We start from the raw sequence: 19,642 nt of genomic DNA, 5'->3' as shown, positions 1-19,642 counted from the left end.
CTAATCTCTTTTAGCGGTCATCGAAGTCGGCCGCCGGGCAGTCCCAGCGGAAGTCACACTCTGCGCAGGTCGCCTCGTCAGGCGCGTCGTCGAAATCGATCTCTGACCAGCTGTCGGCCTCCCGTGCCCGTTCTATCTTCTCCACCGTCGTCTCGAACCGGTCAAGGGCTCCCTCGACCACTCCTTCGGTGAAGTCGACCTCGAATCGAGCCTTCTCAGGGTCGTCCTCGTTGATGAAGTAGACGACCCCCGTGTCGGGATAGTAGCCGTGCTGATTTTTGTAGAGGATGGCATAGACGTACAGCTGCTCGCGGTAGTCTTCTAGTTCGTCCTCGTCATCCGGGTCAGGTCGGTTGCTTGCTTTATAGTCCCAAATCTCTGTCTCGCCACCCGGCTCGTCGGCAAGAACGTCGACTACTCCTTCGAGCCGGTACTCGTCAGCCCCGTGGGTCAGCCGGCGCTCGGTGTCGATGACGCGCGGATAGAGGTTGGGCCCCTCGCGCACGTTGAACCGATGGATGTACTCGAAGGCCGTCTCGACCGCCTCGTTGTTCACTGCGAGGCCGTGCTGCTCGCGGATGGCCGCGACCACGTCGTCGAAGTACTCTCGGAGCTCGTCTTCTGACGGAATCTCGCCGCCCTCGACGCCTTCGATCTCGCCCCGATAATGCTGATGGGCGAAGTCAAGCGTCTCGTGGACGACCTTTCCGTAGAACAGTTGGGTCGTCCGAGTCATCTCGAAACCGTACTCGTTGGCGAACCCGTACTGCCGCAGGCACTTTCGGGCGGCCAACACGTCGCCGACAATGCTGTAGGGTCGGCGGACATCACCGTCGTCTGGCTCACCGACGGTGTCGGATAGGTTAGCGACGTCCTCTGGCTCCTCGACGCGTCGCGTTCCGTCGAACCACTGTGGTGTCACGGCCCGTCCATCCTCGGTGAACCCGAGCGAGGTGAGGGGCTCGTCCGGATTCTCGTCGAGTTCGTCGTCGTGTCCGACCAGTATTAGATTCTCCTCCGCCCTTGAGTAGGCGACGTAGTAGCGACGGATTCTATCGCGCTCCTCGCGGGTTGAGGCTGGAGGTAGACTCCGTCCGCGGACGGGGGCGCGGAAGTTCTCCTCAATCCAGTACGTGCTTCCCACACGTGCTTTGTTGGGAAGGTCGCCCGCGAAGACGACTGGGAACTCCAGTCCCTTTGCCTGATGGACAGTCATGACCTGAACATACCCGGACGGGATCTGGTCGTACTCGTCCTCGGGGTCGTCTAAGTCCATGCCTGAGAGGTACTGCGCGAAGTGCCAGTAGAACTCGCGCAGGAACTTTACGGACACCGTGTCCCAGCGGGGATGCGTCGTGCTGCGGAGCTTCCGGTTACCCGTGAGGCCACTGGCCATGTTCGCGAACGCCTTCAGTAAGTCCGTGAGCCGGCCAAGACGCTTCGCCCGCGCGGGGTCTCGATTGTCTCCCTGCGTCCAGTCCGAAAGAGGGCTGCACGAGCGGATGCGATGGAAGACCTCGAGGGGAGAGACGCCGAGGATGTCGCCGTCGTCGGCGCCGCGCACCATCTCGGCGGTGCGCTCGACATACGCCTCTAGCTCCTCGGCGTCGTGTGTGTCGACAAGCCGGTCATAGGTGGCCTGCCAGTCGTCGAAGTCGTCCGCGAGGCCACCGAGAAGGTTGTCGTCGGCGTACTCCAGCCCGGGGTCGAAACAGCGTGCCATTGCGGCGAGGACAAACTGCGTCTCGTCGTGTTCCATGAAGGCCTTATTCCGGGGATTGTGGACGGGGATGCCCCGATCTTCAAGAGCCCGTACGACCCTCCCGACGAAAGTGATGGAGGTGCCCCACTGCGTCCACTGCTCACGGGTACTCTTGAACAGGAGCGCGACCTGACTGTAGTCCTGAATGTACCCCTCGTCGTGCATGGCCTCAATCGCGTCTGCTACCTGCTCGGCCGTCGCCTGTTCCGTATCTCCCTTAAGTAGCTTGACGCGTGGTTTCTCTGAATCCCGGGTCGGCTCGATAGGCTCCTTGCCGTCCGCGCGGGCGTCGTCCGCCTGCATCGTGGGGTGCTCGCCGATGTAGCGATTACACCACCTGACGATGTCCTCGCGCGACCGATGGTTGCGCCGTAGCTGAATGTGCCGGACGTCATCCTCGGCGATACCGATCCGGTCAGCGATCTCCTCCGGGAAAGTGATAAAGCGGTCGACTGACGAGCCGCGAAATCGGTAGAGTGACTGGTCATCGTCCCCCACAACGGTGATGTTCGGCCGCGACATCGCTTCGGTGAGGCGGAGGTAGATCTCCTGCTGGAGCGGGTTGACGTCGTTGGCCTCGTCGACGAGGAGGTGTCGCAGCGGGGGATAGTCCCGGTCGTCGTCCCCGTGAAGGAACGTCCGGCCGGCGTCGGTGTCGAGGAATTCGAGGAACCGCTCCTGCAGTCGGGCAAAGTCGCAGCGTCGGGCCTCGCGCAGGGCCTCCTCGTACTCCTCGTAGGCTTTGGCGAGCACTCGCTGGTGAGGGACGCTCGAAGAGCCGAGCGCGTCGATGTCCGCTCGGTACTGGGAGATGCGGTTCAAGAGGGTAGTTGCGACTTTCGTGGCCTGATACCGATTTGGCCCGTAGGACTGGTTGACGTTAGCGTCGAAGGCCTCCTCGAACATCCGCCACTGCTCGCCGTCGTCGTAAATTCCGCCCGCGCAGTCCCACTCGTCGAGAACCTCGTCGCCTGCGAGAAAGCCCACGAAGTCGCTCTCGCGGCGGACGAACAGACGCTGGGCGTCCTCGTCTAGCAGCTCGACGTTCTGGTATCCCTCGTAGCGATGCTCTCGCATGATGTCGGCGCACAGCTGGTGGAGCGTACCGATCCACATATCGGCGACGTCGATCTCATCTGCGAGTCCGAGTGCGTTGAGACGATCTTCTAGTCGATCTTGGAGGTTCTGGGCGGCCTTTTCGGTGAAGGTGGTGAGCATAATGCTCTGGGGGTCGGCCCCTTCGACTACCACTAGCTTCAGCGCCCGGGCAACCACGACCTCACTCTTCCCGCTCCCGGGGCCCGCCGTGCAGTAGAGCGGGCCTTTACCGTGGCGGATAGCCTCTCGCTGGGCCGGGTCGAAGGCCCAGTCGTCGTCGGTTCGTTCGCGGTTGATGCGCTCGAGTTCGACGAGCAGGCGATCAACCGTCCATTCCTCTGTGCTGTCGGAGTCGTCTCCATCGGTCATATCTTCAGTTACCTCTTGCTGGAGCGAGTGCCTTCTCCACCCCTCGACACCTTGTGATGCATATCAATACCGCGTCTTCCCTTACTGCGCTCATTGGGCGTATCAATAACGATGCATTACAACCCACTTCAATCTTAGGGTTAGTAACGTCTACAGCAACCCTTTTGCTGTTACGCATAATAGGAGCGGTCATAAGCAGCAAAGACGCACTGCAAGGAGAAGTACGATGCCATCTAACGACGCACCACAAGAGCAGGATGACTCCGATGATACCGTTCGCTACCAACCCCTCCCTTCCATCTACCGTGCCTTCGCTTCGGGAGCGTCAGGCTCTCAGGCGATAGCCGAGACGGTGGACAACAGTATCGACCACGTGCGATCGCGCGTGGAAGAAGGCCACGAACCTCCAGAGAGCCTGCAGGTGACAATCGGCTACTGGCCGACCGGTGAGTGGGACGACGATGAGGACGTCATCGTGATCGAAGACAATGCCGGTGGTGTTCTTCCGGACGAACTCGGGAAGTTTTTCCAGCTGGGGAGATCGGAGACACCTAATCACAGCATCGGCCGGTTCGGGGTCGGGGCGAAGCGGCTCATTGCCGTCGGGAACGAAATCAGCTACCAGTCCCGAGCAGATGGAAGCGACCAAGGCTGGGCATTCGATGTCGATGCGGCCGAATTTCAGACCAATTCCAGCGAGGTTGATGAGGAGATATACGAATCAGAGCGATACGAGGTTGATCTGGAGGAGGGCTGTACCCGGATTGTTATTAGAGAACTGAAAACTGAATGGGAAGATCTGTTGGGCGCCGAGGAGATTGACGACATCGACGACCCCAAGGAGATTGCCCGTGATGGGACTCTCCTCGACTTCGATGGGCTCTACGAGAACATTCTCCGTGATGGGATCGATATTGGCTCGGAGGGCCCGATCGAATTCGAACTGAAATTAGAGGATCCCTCCGGAGAACATAAAATCGAGCCTCCTGAGCGAATTTCATTCAGCTATCTGCCGTTCGATGGACTGAATCCCCGAACGTACACTGAGATCCCCTTCGAGTCGGTCGACGAGTACACTGGCGAAGAGGAGATGCTGCAAGTCGATATTACGGTGGGGTTGATGCTTGACTCTCAACCGAATGACGCTGGCCTAACTATCTCTATGAACAACCGAAATGTCCTGTTTCGGGACACTGAAAACGACCTGTTCTCCTCCTCCTATCTGGGCAAGTTCAGAACGGCACGGGGCCACGGACGGTTGGTCTGTCAGATAGACATTCGAGGATCGTCCCGCGCGATGCCGTGGAACGATCTAAAGACGGGACTTGATCCGACCATGAGCGTCACTGACGATCTACTCCGTGTCGCTGGGAACGCGTTGGCGGAGTACCGACGGCAAGAGTATGAGGCACTTCCGGTCTGGATGCTCTCGGCCTATCCCGAGACGGAGATGCATGCTGCCAATGGGGGTGAAATTGAGACAGTCGACAAGTCGAATTCCAAAAAGAACAATCCCCGATTCAACACGAAACCCGGAAAGGGGATTCGGGGGCGTTCGGCCCGTCGGTACCCGGAACGAGACCGGCTCAAAGGTATTGTCAGACTTCATAGAGAATTGCGTATTATTGACGAAGAATCCACAAAACCCTACGAAAAGCCAGCCTACTTCAACTATTTCGAGGGTATCTCTGATTCCGAGTATGAGCCGAACGACGAGTACACCCCTGACTCCCCAGCCAACGTCACGGGGCCCAGTGAGGACGTACTACCGATCCCTGAAGGAATGCAGGTGGAGTTGTACGAGGGGGCTCTACAGATGTACGCGAATCTTGATGACGACCGCAACCTACCGGTGATTTCCGACATTAAAGCCCTCGTCAACGACCATACTGACCAGCGAGTCCGGGCGACCGATGAGACGGAGGAGTTCAACGAGTGGCAGCTCCCACGGTACGAGGAGGAGATGAAGCGCAGGTTGAATAGAGCGGATCTGTCAGGGCTGGAGGTGTTAGACGAATTGGCGGAGGAAGCCGAGCCCGAGCAAGAGGAAACGACCGTCGAGTCAGATTCAACTGAGGACGGGAGTGACACTTCTCCCTCGAGTAGAAAGGAGCCCGACAGTAAGGAAAGCCCTCAGCCGAAGCAGGAACAGGATTCAGAGGGAGCTAGTACACGAGAAACGACAGTTGCATCACGAGACGCATCAACCACCTCATCCGACTCATCAGAGTCTGCTAATAATAATGCCCAGTCCAGATTAGGGCAGTCTCAACAGGATACTACCCGTGAAACGAAATCCGATACTAACACCGCGACATCGACTCCATCTTATGACGAGCGGGAGACATCGGTAACCCACGAGCCGGAGCAGAGCGGCCTTGTAATTCGAGTCCCGGAGGAGAAGCGGGAAGCATTCTGTCGCGGACTGGGTCTAACAGAGGATGCGGAGCAAGAGGATGTTGAGAATCGTGTAGTTGATCTGTTGACCGGCGAAGTCCCCGAGGAGGCCATTGCCGAGATCGGTGATGAGGATGGCCCCCTGCTCATCGGAGGACTTAGCGGGGATGAAAGAGAAGAACTCTATCGTGTGCTGGAGTTAGACTCAGAAGCCAATCCAGAAGAGGTCGGTGAACGACTCCTTGATGTCATTGAACGGTACCAACGCATCCGCTCAATGATCTCATAAAGCACTCCGATAGCCCTATCTATGCACTCAAAAAGAACTCAAAAACGGTGATCTAATACGTGAGATTCTATCTTCCCGATTGGGACGACAACGTAGACGCAGAGTATAATTTCCTCTACGACGAGAACTCAGAGTTGCGAAAGTCGGAGCGTCCCCTCCACTTCATTTGGGACATTTACGGCCGTGAAGAAGCGCCTCTAGACGGTATTCTGGTCTCCCGAGATCAGATAGAGGACACCAACGCCAAGAGCGAACGCATTCGAAACCACGGTATATACGGTGGACTCGGTGGCGGAATGCCGAACTGGCTTCCGACGATCGTCGATTGTGGTGCATGGGGATACCGGAAGCTTCCCCGCCCCCCGTACACCCCGAAGGGGATTATGGAGTTCTACGACGAAGTCGGGATGACCGTCGGCGTGACCATCGATCACCTCATCATTGACTCTGAGCCGACCTCCCGTCTCTACCTCGACGAGCGGGCCCTGCCAGACGGTTTTGATGAGAATGATCTGCCGGGCAAACTCGGAGAGGACACGCACGAGACTGACGTGATGATCGCTCCGTGGAGAACGGATGAGACGCCGGAAACACTCGACCTCTCTCGATTCTCGACGGAAGACGATCTCATTGATGCGAGCGAGAGTGATCCTCGCCTCGAGTACTTCAGGAACGACCCACAGCACCGATACGAGTTGACCTTAGAGAACGCGGAACAGATGTGGGAACTCTATCAAGAGAACGAAGGACGTCCATTCAGGTTAATGGCCGCTATCCAAGGCTGGTCAGCCGATACGTATGCCGATGCCGCCGAGCGCGTCATCGAAACGGGCTACAACTACATCGGTATCGGTGGGCTCGCAGGAGCTTCCGTGGGATTCGTGAAGGAGGTCGTTGAGGCCGTCGGCGAGGTCATCAACAGGTACCAAGAGGAAGACGAGAGACGGATCGATGCACACATCTTTGGGTTCGCTAAGAACGATGCGTTCGGTCAGATCCGTCGATCGGGCATTTCGAGCTTCGATAGTGCGAGTATGCTCCGGGCGTCGTGGACAGGAGGAAAGAACTATCACCTCGGCCACGAGCGGAAATACGACGCTATAAGGGTTCACCCGTCAACGCCTCAACGCGGCTTCCGCGAGAGCATCGATCTTGAACTCCGCGGTCAGCCGATTCTACAAGCCCTTCGGGCATACGATCAGCGAGACTCAATCATCGAGGCTATGACCGCATGGCGTGACGAGGCGCGAACGACCCTTGATGCTCTACCCGATTATCTCGAGGAAAACCGCCACGAGAACAGGTTTGATGAGTCAAGTCTGACCGATGTCCGTCAGGCCCTCCGAGACGATTTCGAGTACGGACGAGAGCTTGGATCGAGCTTTGGCAACCTACGTCGGGAAATTGCCCGGCTCCTGAGAGAAGACTCGCAGGACTCGCCACTCGCCTTTGAGAAGTATCGCGACCTGATTGACACAACTGAAGAAGTTTGGGAAGAGTGGATGCCGGGGCCGATCCCAATGGCAGAGCAGGCCGCAGCTATCTATGGGGACGATGCTCTCTTCGATCAGCTAATGTGGCTGCTCCGGGAGTACGTGCAGGACTTCGATGAAGAGAGCTATCTGGAAGAGTACTCGCGGACACTCCGTGATCGCCCGTGGGAGGAATGTTCCTGTCCCATCTGTGAGCGGATGGGGATCGACGTTGCCATCTTCCGGCGAAACAACCGTAACCGCCGGCGTGGATTCCACAATATTCATCGATTCTATAGAGAGTTCACCACCGAATTCCCGAAGACGATGATCGTTACCCCAGTAGAGTCAAGCTTGCTGGGATACGAGACTGTCGGCGACTACTTGCGCAACGTCCGGGATACTTTCTGGAGCGCGACCCACGATATTCCGGTCGCCGAACTTGGCGTTCTGAGCGCGGACGGACTTACAGAGTGGTGGGAAGCACCTCCGGACTCGATTTCCGTCGATCCAGTAGCGATGGAAGAGACACTTCAAACAGAGGCGAGTCGGTACGATCACCTGCTGGTACACGGTGAGCTAAACGAAGCCGTCCAACAGTCCGTTGAAGCAAGCGGGTGTACAGTGCAAACCTACGAAACGGCAGATGATCTCCGTGACACCGCTCTCGGACTTGTCGGCAAAGAAGTTGATACGGAGCCAATCACAGACTCTACGATGGGGGAACTCTAAGATGCGCGTCCTCGTCATCGACCAGTGTTCGAACGACAAGGATCTCCCTGACGACTGTGACCGGCTCAGTGAGTCGGAGGTTGACAATCACGATCTAGAGGAACTTCTTCAGAAGGATGACACCGTCTGTCGCCGGGCTCGGAACTTGTATGACGGACGCCAGCAGAGACTTGTCACTGAGGCCGTCGACCAAATGACCACAGCGGAGGTACCCGTCGATCGATACTTCGTGAGCGCCGGCTTCGGGTTAGTGCCCGAGAATCAGGAGCTACCGGCTTACAACGTGAAGTTCCAGAATAATGGCCATGCGCGGCGACGGGGCCGCGAGATGGGACTTCCTGACGATGTAGCCAATCACGTGGAGAAATCAGAGGAGTCCGATATTATCTTCTTCCTCCTCGGGGCGACGTATTACGAGGCGATCGACGTGGAAAACGCCGTGCAGCAGGCCCCAGAAGACGTGTACGTCGTTGTGTTCAACCGTGACGAACTCGTCGCCGACCGCTCTAATGCCCTGTCGTTGACGGCCAACACGAAGACCGGCAGCAAGTACGGCGGCGGCGCAATCGGAGTTAAAGGGACTTACATGAAGAACTTCGCCGCCAACGTCGCTGCCGGAGCGACGGTCACTGATATAACAGACATCGAGAGCTATTGCACAACCCCTCCGACCGAGCAGGCCGGGTTCGAACAGTTCAGCGATCCCTAGGCAGACGCCCGGGTAGCCCGGCGTCATCTGATGGATTAATAGGCCCCCCACTCCTTCACCGAATAACTTGGTATGACGAAGGACGAATATCTCCTTGAAGACAGAGAAGACCAGCGATACGTAGTCGGAGATGCTCTGGAGCAACTACGCGACCTCTCGGGCCGTGCCTCGGTCATCCATCTTGACGACGCATGGGCCAGACCTCACCGAGCGGGTCAGTTTGGGGTCACATATCCAACGCACGATTTTGAGCAGACAGAGGCAATTCTCGATGCTTGCAAGGAAGCTCTTCGACCGGGCGGCTGGTTGATCGCCGACGCGGACGACTGGGTTCTCCCCCACCTCATTCAATACCTGCAAGAAACGTGGGGGAATGTAGCAAAGGAATATCGGGGTGGCGGCTATCGCCGCGTCGGGGGCGTGACCTACGTGACCAAAGAGGGAGAACCAGACTGTAGCACCTCAGGGGCGTACCTCACCAACGGCGGGTACCCCGTCGTGTTCGCCCACAAAGGCGAGACGGAGCGCGTCACGGACATCTCAGCCCGGCAGATCGCGGAGCGACAGCGTGAACAGTTCGACTGGGGCAGCGTCAAGCCGACAGAACCCTACTACGAGTGGCTCCGCGGCCTCTACGATCCCACGGAAGACGGGATGCTCGTCGTACCCTGTGCCGGTACCGCACCTGCAGCAATCGCTGCCGAGCAGCTGTATCACGACGGTATCTACGACACACGACCTCGCTATGTTTGCATCGACTGTGAGGAGGAGGCCCGCGAGGCCTTCCGCCAACGCCGAGATGCCGAACTCAAGCAGCCACCGTCTCGTGTGTCCGACTGATTACTAGGCCACAAAGTCGTCCCACTCCGGCGGATAGTACTGCTCAACACGATCGTGGAAGGCGTGGCCGTCCTCGGTGAGCGCGAGTTCCCCTTCGCGGCGGCGGGCGAAACCGATGGCGCAGAACCAGTTGTAATGCACCTCGGCCCTCGTCTGCCATGCCCCGGAGGAAAGGTCACTGTACTCCTCGATGGAGTCGAGGCGCTCGGAGAAGGACGTCACGTGCCTTCCATCGCTCTGTTTCGCAGGGACGCGTTCGCCCGATAGCTGGTGGGCTGTGGCCAACATTGGAAGCCAGTGATGGCCGAGCAGGAGGCCACGAAATACCTCCTGCTCGGCCGCACCGAGTGAGCCTTTCCGTTCTATCGATACGTCCACCGACGTGACCGGTTGCTGCGCCGGCGGCTGATAGACAGTGGCGAGCCAAATGCCGTTCGGCGTAAGCTTATCCGACTCGTCGATTAGATCAAGCGCCCGTAGGAACCGGAGCTGTCGACTGACCCGCTCCTCGACGTTCGCTTCAACGACTGGGTCAACTGCCGTGATGTCGTTCGCCTCCGGGTACTCCCAGAAGAGGCGGACGACCTCCGTTGTGAATCCCAGCTTCTTCCACTCCGGCTGAACGGTCTCGAAGTATTGGTCGGCACCCTGTGGGAAGTCCCACTCCATGCTACCCGGAATCACACCGCGATGATAAAAATTTGATTGGTTCTTGAACCCTTATTTATGTGGCCGGGGATGTAGTCATCCGATAGGAATGAGTCACTCACAAGCAACCAAAGATGACATAGTTGATAACGAATCGATTGACATCGCCGCAAAAGTCCTCCAACAACGAACCTTCGATGACGGAAACACGCAGGTTCTGCTGGAAGACATCGAGGGGGAGCAGTTAGAGCTGAAGATCTGGGCAGGCGACCTCGAGACCGATGGGCTGGAAGACGGTGAGTGGTACTGTTTCGAGAACGCTGAAGGGGACATATACAATGGAAAGGTCGGCATCGGGTCGAACCGCGGCGAGTTGGAGTTGAGGCATCTTCCGGAGCCGCCCGAAGACGCCGTCATCGAACAGGAACAGGAAGGGCCTATCGAGCAGGTCGAAGGAGATGCGGTCGCCCTTGACATCGAGACCATCAGCCAAGTCTCGGAAGCGGAGTTCGACTTCGAAAACTCGGATCATGTCGAACTCCTGTGTATCGGTGTCGGGTACACGCCGAGCCTCGGGGTGCCGGGTACCTCGGAGGTGCTGTTCCGCTCTGGTACGACGCCAGCAACCGAGACCGCCCTGCTTGAGGAGTTTTGCGGGTACGTTGAGACACGCGATCCTGATCAACTCGTTCTGTTCAAGGGAGACTTCGACAGGCGCCACCTCCTCGGCCGAGCCGAGCGTCTCGTCGACGTTGAGTCCGGGCTCGACGCTCGCGTCGAGGCTTTGTTCGCCGAACGGAAGGTCGTGAATTTGGATCCGTGGGGGTCACTCGAGGAGAACGCCAGCGTGCTGCCGACGTTCTGGGACATCTACGACCACTCGCTTGACCCCGCAGAGTGGCGGACAGATCATCCCCGTTACAGCGGCGATCTCTCCGACCCTAAGGTCACAAACGCCGACATCCCCTATTTCGGGGAGCGATACCTCGAACTGTGCGAGGATGACACAAATGGTGACGAACAGCGGGCGCTTCGGGAACTATTGCGACACTACACGGTCGCAGACATCGATCCTCTGTTTGAGTTAGTTGACTAGCCTCTGGCGGAGTTTCGTTTATTCATCGTCAGTATAGGAGGGGCGTTGTTCATACTCAAGAGGGTCGCTAACCCCGGCTTGTGCAAAGGCCTGCAGGCGGTAGGCGCAAGCATCACAGGTACCACATGCGGGGGCCTCGGAACGATAACAACTCCAAGTCATCTCAAACGGGACATCAAGCTCAAGACCGCGCTGGACGATCTGGGTCTTCGACCACTCGACGAAGGGAGCTACAAGTTCAATCTGAGTATCTGGTTTTGTTCCAACGTCTACGACTTGCTGGAATGCCTCGAAGAACTTCGGTCGACAGTCCGGATAGCCAGAGAAGTCCTCACTATGGGCGCCAATAAACACCGCCTCAGCTTCGTTCGCTTCAGCATAAGATACCGCAATTGCAAGCAGATTCGCGTTCCGAAATGGAACGTATGATGTGGGAATGTCTTCAGAATTCAGATCGGCCTCTTCCACATCCATCTCCCTATCCGTCAGACTTGAGCTACCAATCGCTGCGAGGTATTCCGTATTGATGTGTAGGAAGTCCTCTACGTCAACCTCTGCTGCTATCTGTTCGGCGCATGCATACTCCTTTTCCTCAGTTTGTTGGCCATACGAGGTATGCAGGAAGAGTGGCTCGTACCCGCGATCCATCGCCTCATAGGCAGCAGTGGCACTATCCATCCCACCGGAAACCAAGATCACTGCCCGATCAGATGCAGCACGGTGATTATTCGCCTTCTCATCCGTGGTCAGTCGATTTTTCTCAGACATAGTTATGTCCCCGGTGCATCGTTCCACAAGTCCACATGAAGGCGGGGGGAGTACCGATATCCGTGTTTTAGTGCCAGTTCTGCCACCGAGTCACTGGTGTCTGCGAGTGACGAGCGTGTTGCCCCCTCTGGCATTAGTAACACGTCCGAATTGTTGATAGTGGTCGCTGTTATATCCCGGACTCGTTCGACGAGATTGTTAATCTCCGAGATATCACCTTGGTCGGTCACCACGAATTTCAGCTGAAATTTGTATGAGTCAATCATCTCTGCAATGGCATCCACGTTTATGCGATGTCGCTCATGATGTTTTGCCTGTTCTCCGTCTCCCATCGGATCTTTCTCTGCCGTTGGGGTGCTACTCGCCAATTTCGGACTAAGGCTGACGAGATCTATTGCGGCATCTCGAACGATGGTTCCATTCGTTTCAACTGTTATGTGGTAGCCGTTGTCCTGCATCCGGTCTATTAACTCGACAGTTTCATCGTGAATCAGCGGCTCTCCACCAGTGACTACAATATGATTGGCACTCTCGTACTCCTGAACCTTCTCGACGATCTTGTCTACTTCCATCAGGTCGTGGATGGGATCCCACGAGGTATGGTACGAGTCACAGAACCAGCAACGGAGATTACATCCGCTCGTTCGGATAAATACAGACGGTGTTCCAGCGAGTTTTCCCTCGCCTTGGAGTGAGTAGAACACCTCGTTGATCGGCAATGAGCGACTATCAGACGAGGAATTACGGGTCAAGTCGGTTTTAGTAGAATTTACAGGCATACTTTAGCAAGTGGCACAGAGTTCCTTGGTTTCTTGAACCTCAACAGTCACCTCAGCAACCGTTTCGGGAAGTCTATTGAGTAGGCGACGTTCAAGAACGACACTCATTACTTCGGCCGTCGGCGGATGATTCAGAACAACCACAGCGTTGCCGTCCCCACTCGCCTCGAATGCGTCAATGAGGGGGTCACCCTCTTCAAGAAGGAAGCGATGATCCCACTGGTCAACAACATCTGTCACCTGTTTCTTGTCGACAATCCATCCCTCTTCACTAAGTTCACCTGTGATTTTGATAGAGATCTCGTAATTGTGACCGTGTGGCCGAGAGCATTTTCCGTCGTGGTGGAGAATCCGATGACCCGCACTAATTCGAAGTGGCTGTGACTGGCCAATTGAGAGGGTTCGTTTTGTGCTGTTTATCACTCCAGTACTATCTAAGCCCTCTTGAGATATTCTTTCAGCCATATCCAAGGGTCATCTGGGTATTATATAAAAGTAGCTCTAACTGGCAGTTGAGGTATGGCTCGATCAACCTAGACGTCACGTAGTCGGCCGTAGACTCCCGGTAATTGAGTGGTGGGTGTCCAGTTCACCTCGACGCGATTAATACTAGGTGACTGGTTGAGAGCGAGGGCTATGGCAACTGTTTCCTCTACTGCCGCAGATATTGAATCTGTTCGAGTTCGTTAATTAGAGTGCCTCGCGAACGATTTCGGTGGTGAGGTGGGGTGCTTCCTTAGCCGCTCCCCGGTCGAGCGTTCTGCTGCAGGCGGCAAGTGCCTGCCGAATATTACCCTGAGAGTGCCGCAGAATCTCCGATAGAGCTTCCTCGGTGAAAGGCTCTATTCCGATGTCATCAGGACGGACAGTATTGAGATATGCAGCAACTAGCTCACGGATGTACTCTTCAGTCAACGGCTTGAGGGCGACCTCCTCGCCGATTCGTTCTGAAAATGCATGGTACTCACTCATCACATCCTGCCAAACTTCAGGCGCACAACCGAACAACAGACACAGGCCCGCACTGTTCTGATCCATTAGATGCCGGATGCTATTCAGTACCGCCTGCTCATCTTTGGGGGTAAGGCGGGAGATACTCTCGAACTCGTCGATAAACACGAACACGCCAGTGTACCCCAGCTCTAGTAGCATCTTCTTCAATGCGGTGAATGCTCGCACGCCTGTTGTGTTATCGTCGAGGGCGCTATGAATCTCCATTTCCTTACGCTGCTCATATCGGATGCCCTCTGCGGTCAACCACTGCCACGCATAGAGGTTCGTATCCTCGTAGACCAGATGGACAATAGCTCGGGCAAAGTCAGCGAACTCAGTCACGTCACTTAGCCGCTGCACCGCCTCTGGGACAATCTCAGACAATAGAGCCTCGCCATCGTCTAATAGTGCTCTCATTTCGTCTGCCGACTCAGGGCTAATATCCGTGACCTCACTTGTGACTCGGGCCAAGTACTCGTAGGCAAGCCGTTGTACTCGGTCGAATCCCAGATCATACATAAACTCGTGGTATATGTCGAGGAAGCCGTCTCCGGGCTGAGAAACATACCCAACCACGACATCGTCGCGGTTCCTCAACAGCGACCGAGTGTACTTCAGAGTATGCGATTTGCCGTTCCCGTATTTTCCGGTGATCACGAGATGGCGGGACTTCCCAGTACTGAGTGTAGTCGAGACAGTAGTTCGAATCGTATCTGTCACATGTTCCTGTCCACAATAGACGAGAGGTTCGTCGTCAGGAACCGGACTATATGGGAACGGATTTCCTTGCAGATTGTACCTTGAATAATCGCTCTTTGTGCCAGTTAGTTGGAATCCCGTCATAGTTTTCCCTCACTTTCTCGTGGAGTGATTGGACGGTCGGGCCGCTGATCAACGAAATAATAGTACTGTCTATTCCGATACTCAATACCACGCAAGACACGGTCTGTTGATTGGACGGTTGTCACTACACCCCCATTTTCGGATAATTGTATACGCTTGATACCTAGAGCCGCATCCTTGGCCGTCGTATCCCGTGGGGCCCCCGTTAGTTCAAGTTTCCCGATATTGCTTTCGACGAGGGCTACCAGTGTCTCGTCAAACACGTCTCGGGTACATTTCAGTCGCTCACAAACGCATTCCCGAAGACGAGGAACAGAAACATAGCGTTGTTGAACATCCAGACCTACTGACCCGTTCAATTCATCGTACTCCGACAGCAGAACAGAGTGAAACTCGGTGTCTAGGCTTTCCCGTGTTTCGACTACATAGTATCGCCCCGAAAATGCGTGTCTCTGCAGATCTCCGAGTCGTTCACCCCAGTCACACACAATATCCACTCCTGTTTCGTTGAAGGTGTATTCTGTCTGTCGCTCTCCCAGCCGTTCAAGAAGTGTGGTCTGTGTCGCTGGCCCCGTCTCTCGCAGTTCTTCTCGGATCACCGCGTAGTGAGGACTATGTTCTGAGAGTAATTCGCTAACCTGTCGCCAATCTTCCTCTCGGATAGCGTATAGGAAGTCCTTCCCAAGCTTAGAGATACGGTATTCTGCAGGGTTTCGGTTGAGTTGTTCAAGTAGCCCGATACGAGCAGCCTCAGCAGTCACCTCGGTGGCTCGTCTATCCGATGTGTCCAGTACATCTCCAATAGTTTCTATCGAGATGGCTGCGTCTTTACAGGTATCCACCGCTTCAACGAGACGAGCGATAGTTACCGGACGAATAGTGGCTCGTTCATCATTCATGATAGTCTCCTCACCTGTTGTTTAGCTTTCTCGTATGCGCGTTTTGTCACGTCATTTCCTTCAAAACGGAGGTCGAGATAGGTCTCGATATCCTTCTCACTCTCGACGACGTATCGGAACCGACGAAGTTCGATAGTCAGTGCCCATAGATTATGGCGAGTAAGCAAGTCCCTGTCTTCCCGGATTGCATCAAGCCGACGGTCGCAGCAGACCGGGCAAGAACAGGGAAGATACTCCAATTGTTCTAAGTCCCGAAGTACATCCCCACCGAACCCGGGAACTAGGTATCTCCGTTTCCCCGCACTTTTGATAAACGAGGTTGAGTCGAAGCTATCCACGCCGAGATACAGCAATAGCGGCTGATATACGTGGCCGCCAAGTCCGTACACGTGGAGATGCTTGTCAGTAGCCGTTCGAGCGGCTAAAACCAATTTAGTCACTTTCTGGTAATCATTCCGAATCGGGACTAAACTTCCTACGGCATATCCGTCGAACTCTCCCTCTCTCTCTAGATAGTCGATATTGTTACGGATAGTCTTTGAATCGTAGCCGTGGACACTGGCAATCAGTAGTCCGGATCCGTCGTGAGCATCACTAGCTCGAAGCGCTAGTTCGAGACCGCGCTCAATTCGGCGGTGGTTCCGTGATTCTCGGCTTGTCGGTTGAAGAGGTAAGTCGACTGTCCCAAATAGATCGGCACCAATCTCTCTCTGGACGGTTATCACTTCTTCCGGCGAAATATCGGGCTCCCCAGAGACAAAATCGAATCCCCCACTATCGGCAAAGACGACTGTTTCTTCATCGACATCCATCTCTTTCCTGAGTCCCTGTCCCTCCACGATCTGTTGCCATTGAGTGTCCCGTTTCTTAACTGCACGGGCGTTTACCATTGCAGTCTGCAAATCAGGGATCGTTCTCGTGTATTCTGGAGTATTGTCGCTTGATCTCTTTCCAATATTGCGTACCGGGAATAGCACAGGTGTTTCGACAGATCCGTGGGGCGTGTTAAGCGTTCTACGTCGATACAACATAGGCTGCGAGCCGGTAAGCTCGCCTCGTACTTCATATTTTATTAATATATCTTACAATTTCTCTAGATGGAAAGAGTTCGTGAAATCCAGTCGCCCTAATAGGGATTAGCATAAGTAGTGATACACTTTCGATGCAGTGAGTCTCGGGATTGTTGCTGTGAGGAAGCGTTTCACGTCGTCAATCGTCTCGAAGAGCCGATTCTTTCGGGCGGCTTTGATCTGGAGCCAGCAGTTCTCCAGTGGATTCAGCTCAGGCGCATACGGTGGTAGATATTCAAGAAGCAGGCCGTCGCCAGCGGCCTGCTTCTTGAGATCCTTGGCGATGAAATACGGCGCGTTGTCCAAGACGATCACGAGCTTCTTGCCGAAGCGATGGCGGAGTGCTCGCAAGAAGTACTTGCTGACCGTGGCGGTGAACGAGGCGGGCGTCAGCGCGACGAAGTGCTCACCAGTGTCAGTAACTGCACCGAGCATATTTATCGCCGCTCGCCCGCCCGAGACCGGCAGTCTCGGGCGGGAGTTTACCGGAAACCACGTCGGTTTCTGATTCGTCGAAACCGCCTCCGTATGCTGATCAATGACCGCAATCGTGTACCCGTCAGCCTTCAGCGCCGACCACTTTTTTTGAACTCGCCACGCCAGCGTGCCTTCTCAGCGGGATCGGCTTTGTAGTGGTACGGCCGGGCTGTCTGCCGTGACAGCCCGGCCTTTTCGAGGAGTCGATACATGTGCGCGTGAGAGTACTCGACGCCGTAGGTGTCGAAGATGTGCGACCGGAGGAGTTGAGGTGACCACGCAGGATCGTCGTAGCCGGCCTCTGTCGGCGACGCGTGCAGCGTCGCCGTCAGTTCCGTCCACTGGTCAGCGGACAGCCGGGGTGCTCGTCCGGCCTTGGGTGCGTCGCCGAGCGCGGTGACGTCGCGCTCGGCGACTACCTCCAACCAATTGTATCCAGTTTGAGCAGGAACACCGAGCAGATCTTCGATTTCATAGGCGGAGAAGCCCGCATCGTAGAGAAGCGCAACCGTCAGTTGCTTGGTCGCTTTCGCATCAGTTTCCCTCCGCAGTTGCTGGCGCAACTGCTCCGGATCGACACCATCCAACTTTGCACCCTCACGAGTCATACTACCCCTACGCGCTCAGAGAGCATCAATACCTCTGCTAATCCCTAATAGAAGGGTGCCCACATCCAAACAGGAGTCGCTCAATATAGGTCGAGGGGTAATCGACGAGTGGTGCTTTCTATTAGAGACTCATCAGAATTGGTGTCTGGATATAGAGACTCTATTCAGGATTCTATCAGTTGATGTGGGGATCATAGTGGAAACATTATATTATTGCCAGTACATCCCCGGATATGGTCGACTCAAACACGGGTAAACAGCGATTGGAATTGTTCGATGACCTATCACTCAATAATAAAGAAGAACGTCGGTTACAGGTTCTTGCTCTCTGGGATTTTTATTCAGAAATCATCTGCATGGTGGGTACTACTTATCTTGACCAGAGTGCGGATTTAAAAGATAAAAATCTGAGGAAGCAATGGAACCGAGTCAGAAATAGACTGAATGCTCTGTCCTCATTCTCTTCAATAGGCGATTATGAAGAGGCCATCAAGGATTTGCACGGAATTCGGAACGACACGTTCCATGACTTTGAACACTGGCCTCAAAAGGATCGTCTACTGGAAATTCGGGAGTTTGCCGAAGAGTTCAGAAATTGGCTGATTGAAAATGGAGAGGAGTATGCAGATACGATAGATGAACTTGACACCCGCGAAACAATGATTAGAATGACAGAACGGAATATAGACGAGACCCTTGACCTGAGGGTTCCGCATGAAGAGCCATTCCGCTCGGAAGTACAAAACCAAAAGAAGAGGGCAAAAGAACTCAAACAACGTTTGGACTCTTTGGGAGACAGAGACGAAGTGACGATGGAACTGGTGAATTTACTAATGAGTTCGATGGAATGCCAGCAAGAGACCACTGAGGCAAACGAGGCTGGTGAATATATTGGATGGGTTCTTGGTGAGATCGCCGAACCGGAAGTTAGTCCAGAAGAATTTGGTCTCTGATTATTTTGGTAGTAATAGATCGAATGATCGAGATTGAAGATACGCGTCCTGTACCTTGTACCGTGCTTAGAATACCAATTATATTTAACAGGAACGTTGGCAGTCAATATATGAGTGTTTAATAACACTCTCGATAGCCAGATACCCTAATTGTGCTGTAAATACCGACTTACAGCCACTTACTCCAATGATAGCAGTCAAATGCTATACTGTGGATTCTTAGTCAATATGCTCCCTGATGATCTTCCTGTTGACCCCGATCAGTTGCTGACGTGGCACACGAAGTGTTGGCAGTGTGGCGAGGACACTCCTGTCGTTTGGCCGCGGCACGATCATCTCGATACACCAATCGGCGATGTCCTTGCGAATTACGACACGCCTGTTGAGCGTGTCTACAGCAACACCCTCGAAAAAGAGGTGTGGGGGAACGTCTGCCAGCACTGTGATTCCTATCAGGGCAATCACTACATTCGCAGGGAAGCGATCGAGATCGATCCTCCTGTGGTCGAGTGTCCAAACTGTGGCGAGGAACACGAGTGGCGACCTGACGAGGGACTCGGCGGTGCCTTTGGACAAGGCTGGGTCTCCTGTCCGGAATACGGTGATGTTCCAGTTGGCGACCCGCGCGAGAACTAACTATCGAAGTCGACCCACACGCGCCACGTCTTGAATGTAAGCTCGAGAGTCCAGATTATCGACATCGCAGCTGGATTGAGCACCCACCCACACACGCCACGTCTTGAATGAAACCCACCCTAGCCCCTCTGTTTCTTGCGGAACTCTAAATCCGCTTGTGACGTACTGATTAGACCCGTGAAGTTGGTATAGTGCCTACGGGGA

The 19,642-nt window shown here is 55.1% G+C and carries 17 protein-coding genes; 6 read left to right on the top strand and 11 right to left on the bottom strand.

The genetic code is table 11. The features are described from left to right. Nucleotides 1-10 precede the first annotated feature (10 nt). A complete protein-coding gene (locus tag ACQUST_RS00455) occupies nt 11-3,229 on the bottom strand; it encodes an ATP-dependent DNA helicase (RefSeq protein ID WP_435123808.1) in 3,219 nt (1,072 codons plus the stop codon). Nucleotides 3,230-3,455: 226 nt separating this feature from the next. Between ACQUST_RS00455 and ACQUST_RS00450 the strand changes: the two genes are divergently transcribed. From ACQUST_RS00450 to ACQUST_RS00435, 4 genes are all read left to right on the top strand, one after another. Beyond that, nucleotides 3,456-5,915, top strand: a complete 2,460-nt coding sequence (locus ACQUST_RS00450) for an ATP-binding protein (protein ID WP_435123807.1) — start codon at nt 3,456-3,458, stop codon at nt 5,913-5,915. 59 nt (nt 5,916-5,974) lie between these two features. Beyond that, complete coding sequence (locus tag ACQUST_RS00445; RefSeq protein WP_435123805.1) at nt 5,975-8,119, top strand: queuine tRNA-ribosyltransferase tRNA-guanine transglycosylase; 2,145 nt, start codon at nt 5,975-5,977, stop codon at nt 8,117-8,119. 1 nt (nt 8,120) lies between these two features. After that, the gene (locus tag ACQUST_RS00440) at nt 8,121-8,828 is read left to right on the top strand and encodes a hypothetical protein (RefSeq protein WP_435123804.1); all 708 of its coding nucleotides are present in this window, start codon (nt 8,121-8,123) and stop codon (nt 8,826-8,828) included. A 72-nt stretch (nt 8,829-8,900) separates the two neighbouring features. After that, a complete protein-coding gene (locus ACQUST_RS00435) occupies nt 8,901-9,668 on the top strand; it encodes a hypothetical protein (RefSeq protein WP_435123803.1) in 768 nt (255 codons plus the stop codon). A gap of 3 nt (nt 9,669-9,671) precedes the next feature. On the opposite strand, the gene ACQUST_RS00430 is transcribed toward ACQUST_RS00435, so the two are convergent. Beyond that, complete coding sequence (locus ACQUST_RS00430) at nt 9,672-10,337, bottom strand: hypothetical protein (protein ID WP_435123801.1); 666 nt, start codon at nt 10,335-10,337, stop codon at nt 9,672-9,674. A gap of 88 nt (nt 10,338-10,425) precedes the next feature. Between ACQUST_RS00430 and ACQUST_RS00425 the strand changes: the two genes are divergently transcribed. Then, a complete protein-coding gene (locus tag ACQUST_RS00425; RefSeq protein ID WP_435123799.1) occupies nt 10,426-11,412 on the top strand; it encodes a hypothetical protein in 987 nt (328 codons plus the stop codon). A gap of 18 nt (nt 11,413-11,430) precedes the next feature. Here ACQUST_RS00425 and queC read toward each other — a convergent pair whose 3' ends face one another. The 8 genes from queC to ACQUST_RS00385 form a co-directional block, all read right to left on the bottom strand. Then, the gene (queC, locus tag ACQUST_RS00420; RefSeq protein ID WP_435123798.1) at nt 11,431-12,180 is read right to left on the bottom strand and encodes a 7-cyano-7-deazaguanine synthase QueC; all 750 of its coding nucleotides are present in this window, start codon (nt 12,178-12,180) and stop codon (nt 11,431-11,433) included. Nucleotides 12,181-12,182: 2 nt separating this feature from the next. Next, nucleotides 12,183-12,959, bottom strand: coding sequence for a 7-carboxy-7-deazaguanine synthase QueE (locus ACQUST_RS00415; RefSeq protein ID WP_435123796.1), 777 nt, complete (start codon nt 12,957-12,959; stop codon nt 12,183-12,185). A gap of 3 nt (nt 12,960-12,962) precedes the next feature. After that, nucleotides 12,963-13,424: a 6-pyruvoyl trahydropterin synthase family protein gene (locus ACQUST_RS00410; protein WP_435123794.1), complete on the bottom strand. Its 462-nt coding sequence runs from the start codon at nt 13,422-13,424 to the stop codon at nt 12,963-12,965. 225 nt (nt 13,425-13,649) lie between these two features. Then, nucleotides 13,650-14,795, bottom strand: coding sequence for a BREX system ATP-binding domain-containing protein (locus ACQUST_RS00405; RefSeq protein WP_435123792.1), 1,146 nt, complete (start codon nt 14,793-14,795; stop codon nt 13,650-13,652). Continuing rightward, entirely contained in the window at nt 14,792-15,694 is a 903-nt protein-coding gene (locus tag ACQUST_RS00400; RefSeq protein WP_435123791.1) for a hypothetical protein, read from the bottom strand. Before ACQUST_RS00400 ends, ACQUST_RS00405 begins: the two co-directional genes overlap by 4 nt. After that, nucleotides 15,691-16,725 (bottom strand): tRNA-guanine transglycosylase, encoded by a 1,035-nt coding sequence (locus tag ACQUST_RS00395; RefSeq protein ID WP_435123789.1) that lies wholly within the window; start codon nt 16,723-16,725, stop codon nt 15,691-15,693. Before ACQUST_RS00395 ends, ACQUST_RS00400 begins: the two co-directional genes overlap by 4 nt. Nucleotides 16,726-16,830: 105 nt before the next feature. Further along, the gene (locus ACQUST_RS00390) at nt 16,831-17,334 is read right to left on the bottom strand and encodes an IS630 family transposase (protein ID WP_435126052.1); all 504 of its coding nucleotides are present in this window, start codon (nt 17,332-17,334) and stop codon (nt 16,831-16,833) included. Next, on the bottom strand, nt 17,331-17,849 hold the full coding sequence (locus ACQUST_RS00385; protein ID WP_435123788.1) for a winged helix-turn-helix domain-containing protein: 519 nt from the start codon (nt 17,847-17,849) through the stop codon (nt 17,331-17,333). Before ACQUST_RS00385 ends, ACQUST_RS00390 begins: the two co-directional genes overlap by 4 nt. Before the next feature lie 233 nt (nt 17,850-18,082). Here ACQUST_RS00385 and ACQUST_RS00380 point away from each other — a divergent pair, with 233 nt between their 5' ends. Continuing rightward, entirely contained in the window at nt 18,083-18,802 is a 720-nt protein-coding gene (locus tag ACQUST_RS00380; RefSeq protein WP_435123786.1) for a hypothetical protein, read from the top strand. Nucleotides 18,803-19,021: 219 nt separating this feature from the next. Here the strand turns inward: ACQUST_RS00380 and ACQUST_RS00375 are convergent, their stop codons facing one another. Next, on the bottom strand, nt 19,022-19,378 hold the full coding sequence (locus tag ACQUST_RS00375) for a hypothetical protein (protein ID WP_435123784.1): 357 nt from the start codon (nt 19,376-19,378) through the stop codon (nt 19,022-19,024). Between the last annotated feature and the right edge of the window lie 264 nt (nt 19,379-19,642).

Origin of the sequence: Halobaculum sp. D14 (genome assembly GCF_051195135.1) — an archaeon.
Lineage (GTDB): Archaea > Halobacteriota > Halobacteria > Halobacteriales > Haloferacaceae > JBNTKA01.
This window is presented reverse-complemented; position numbering and strand designations above follow the sequence as displayed.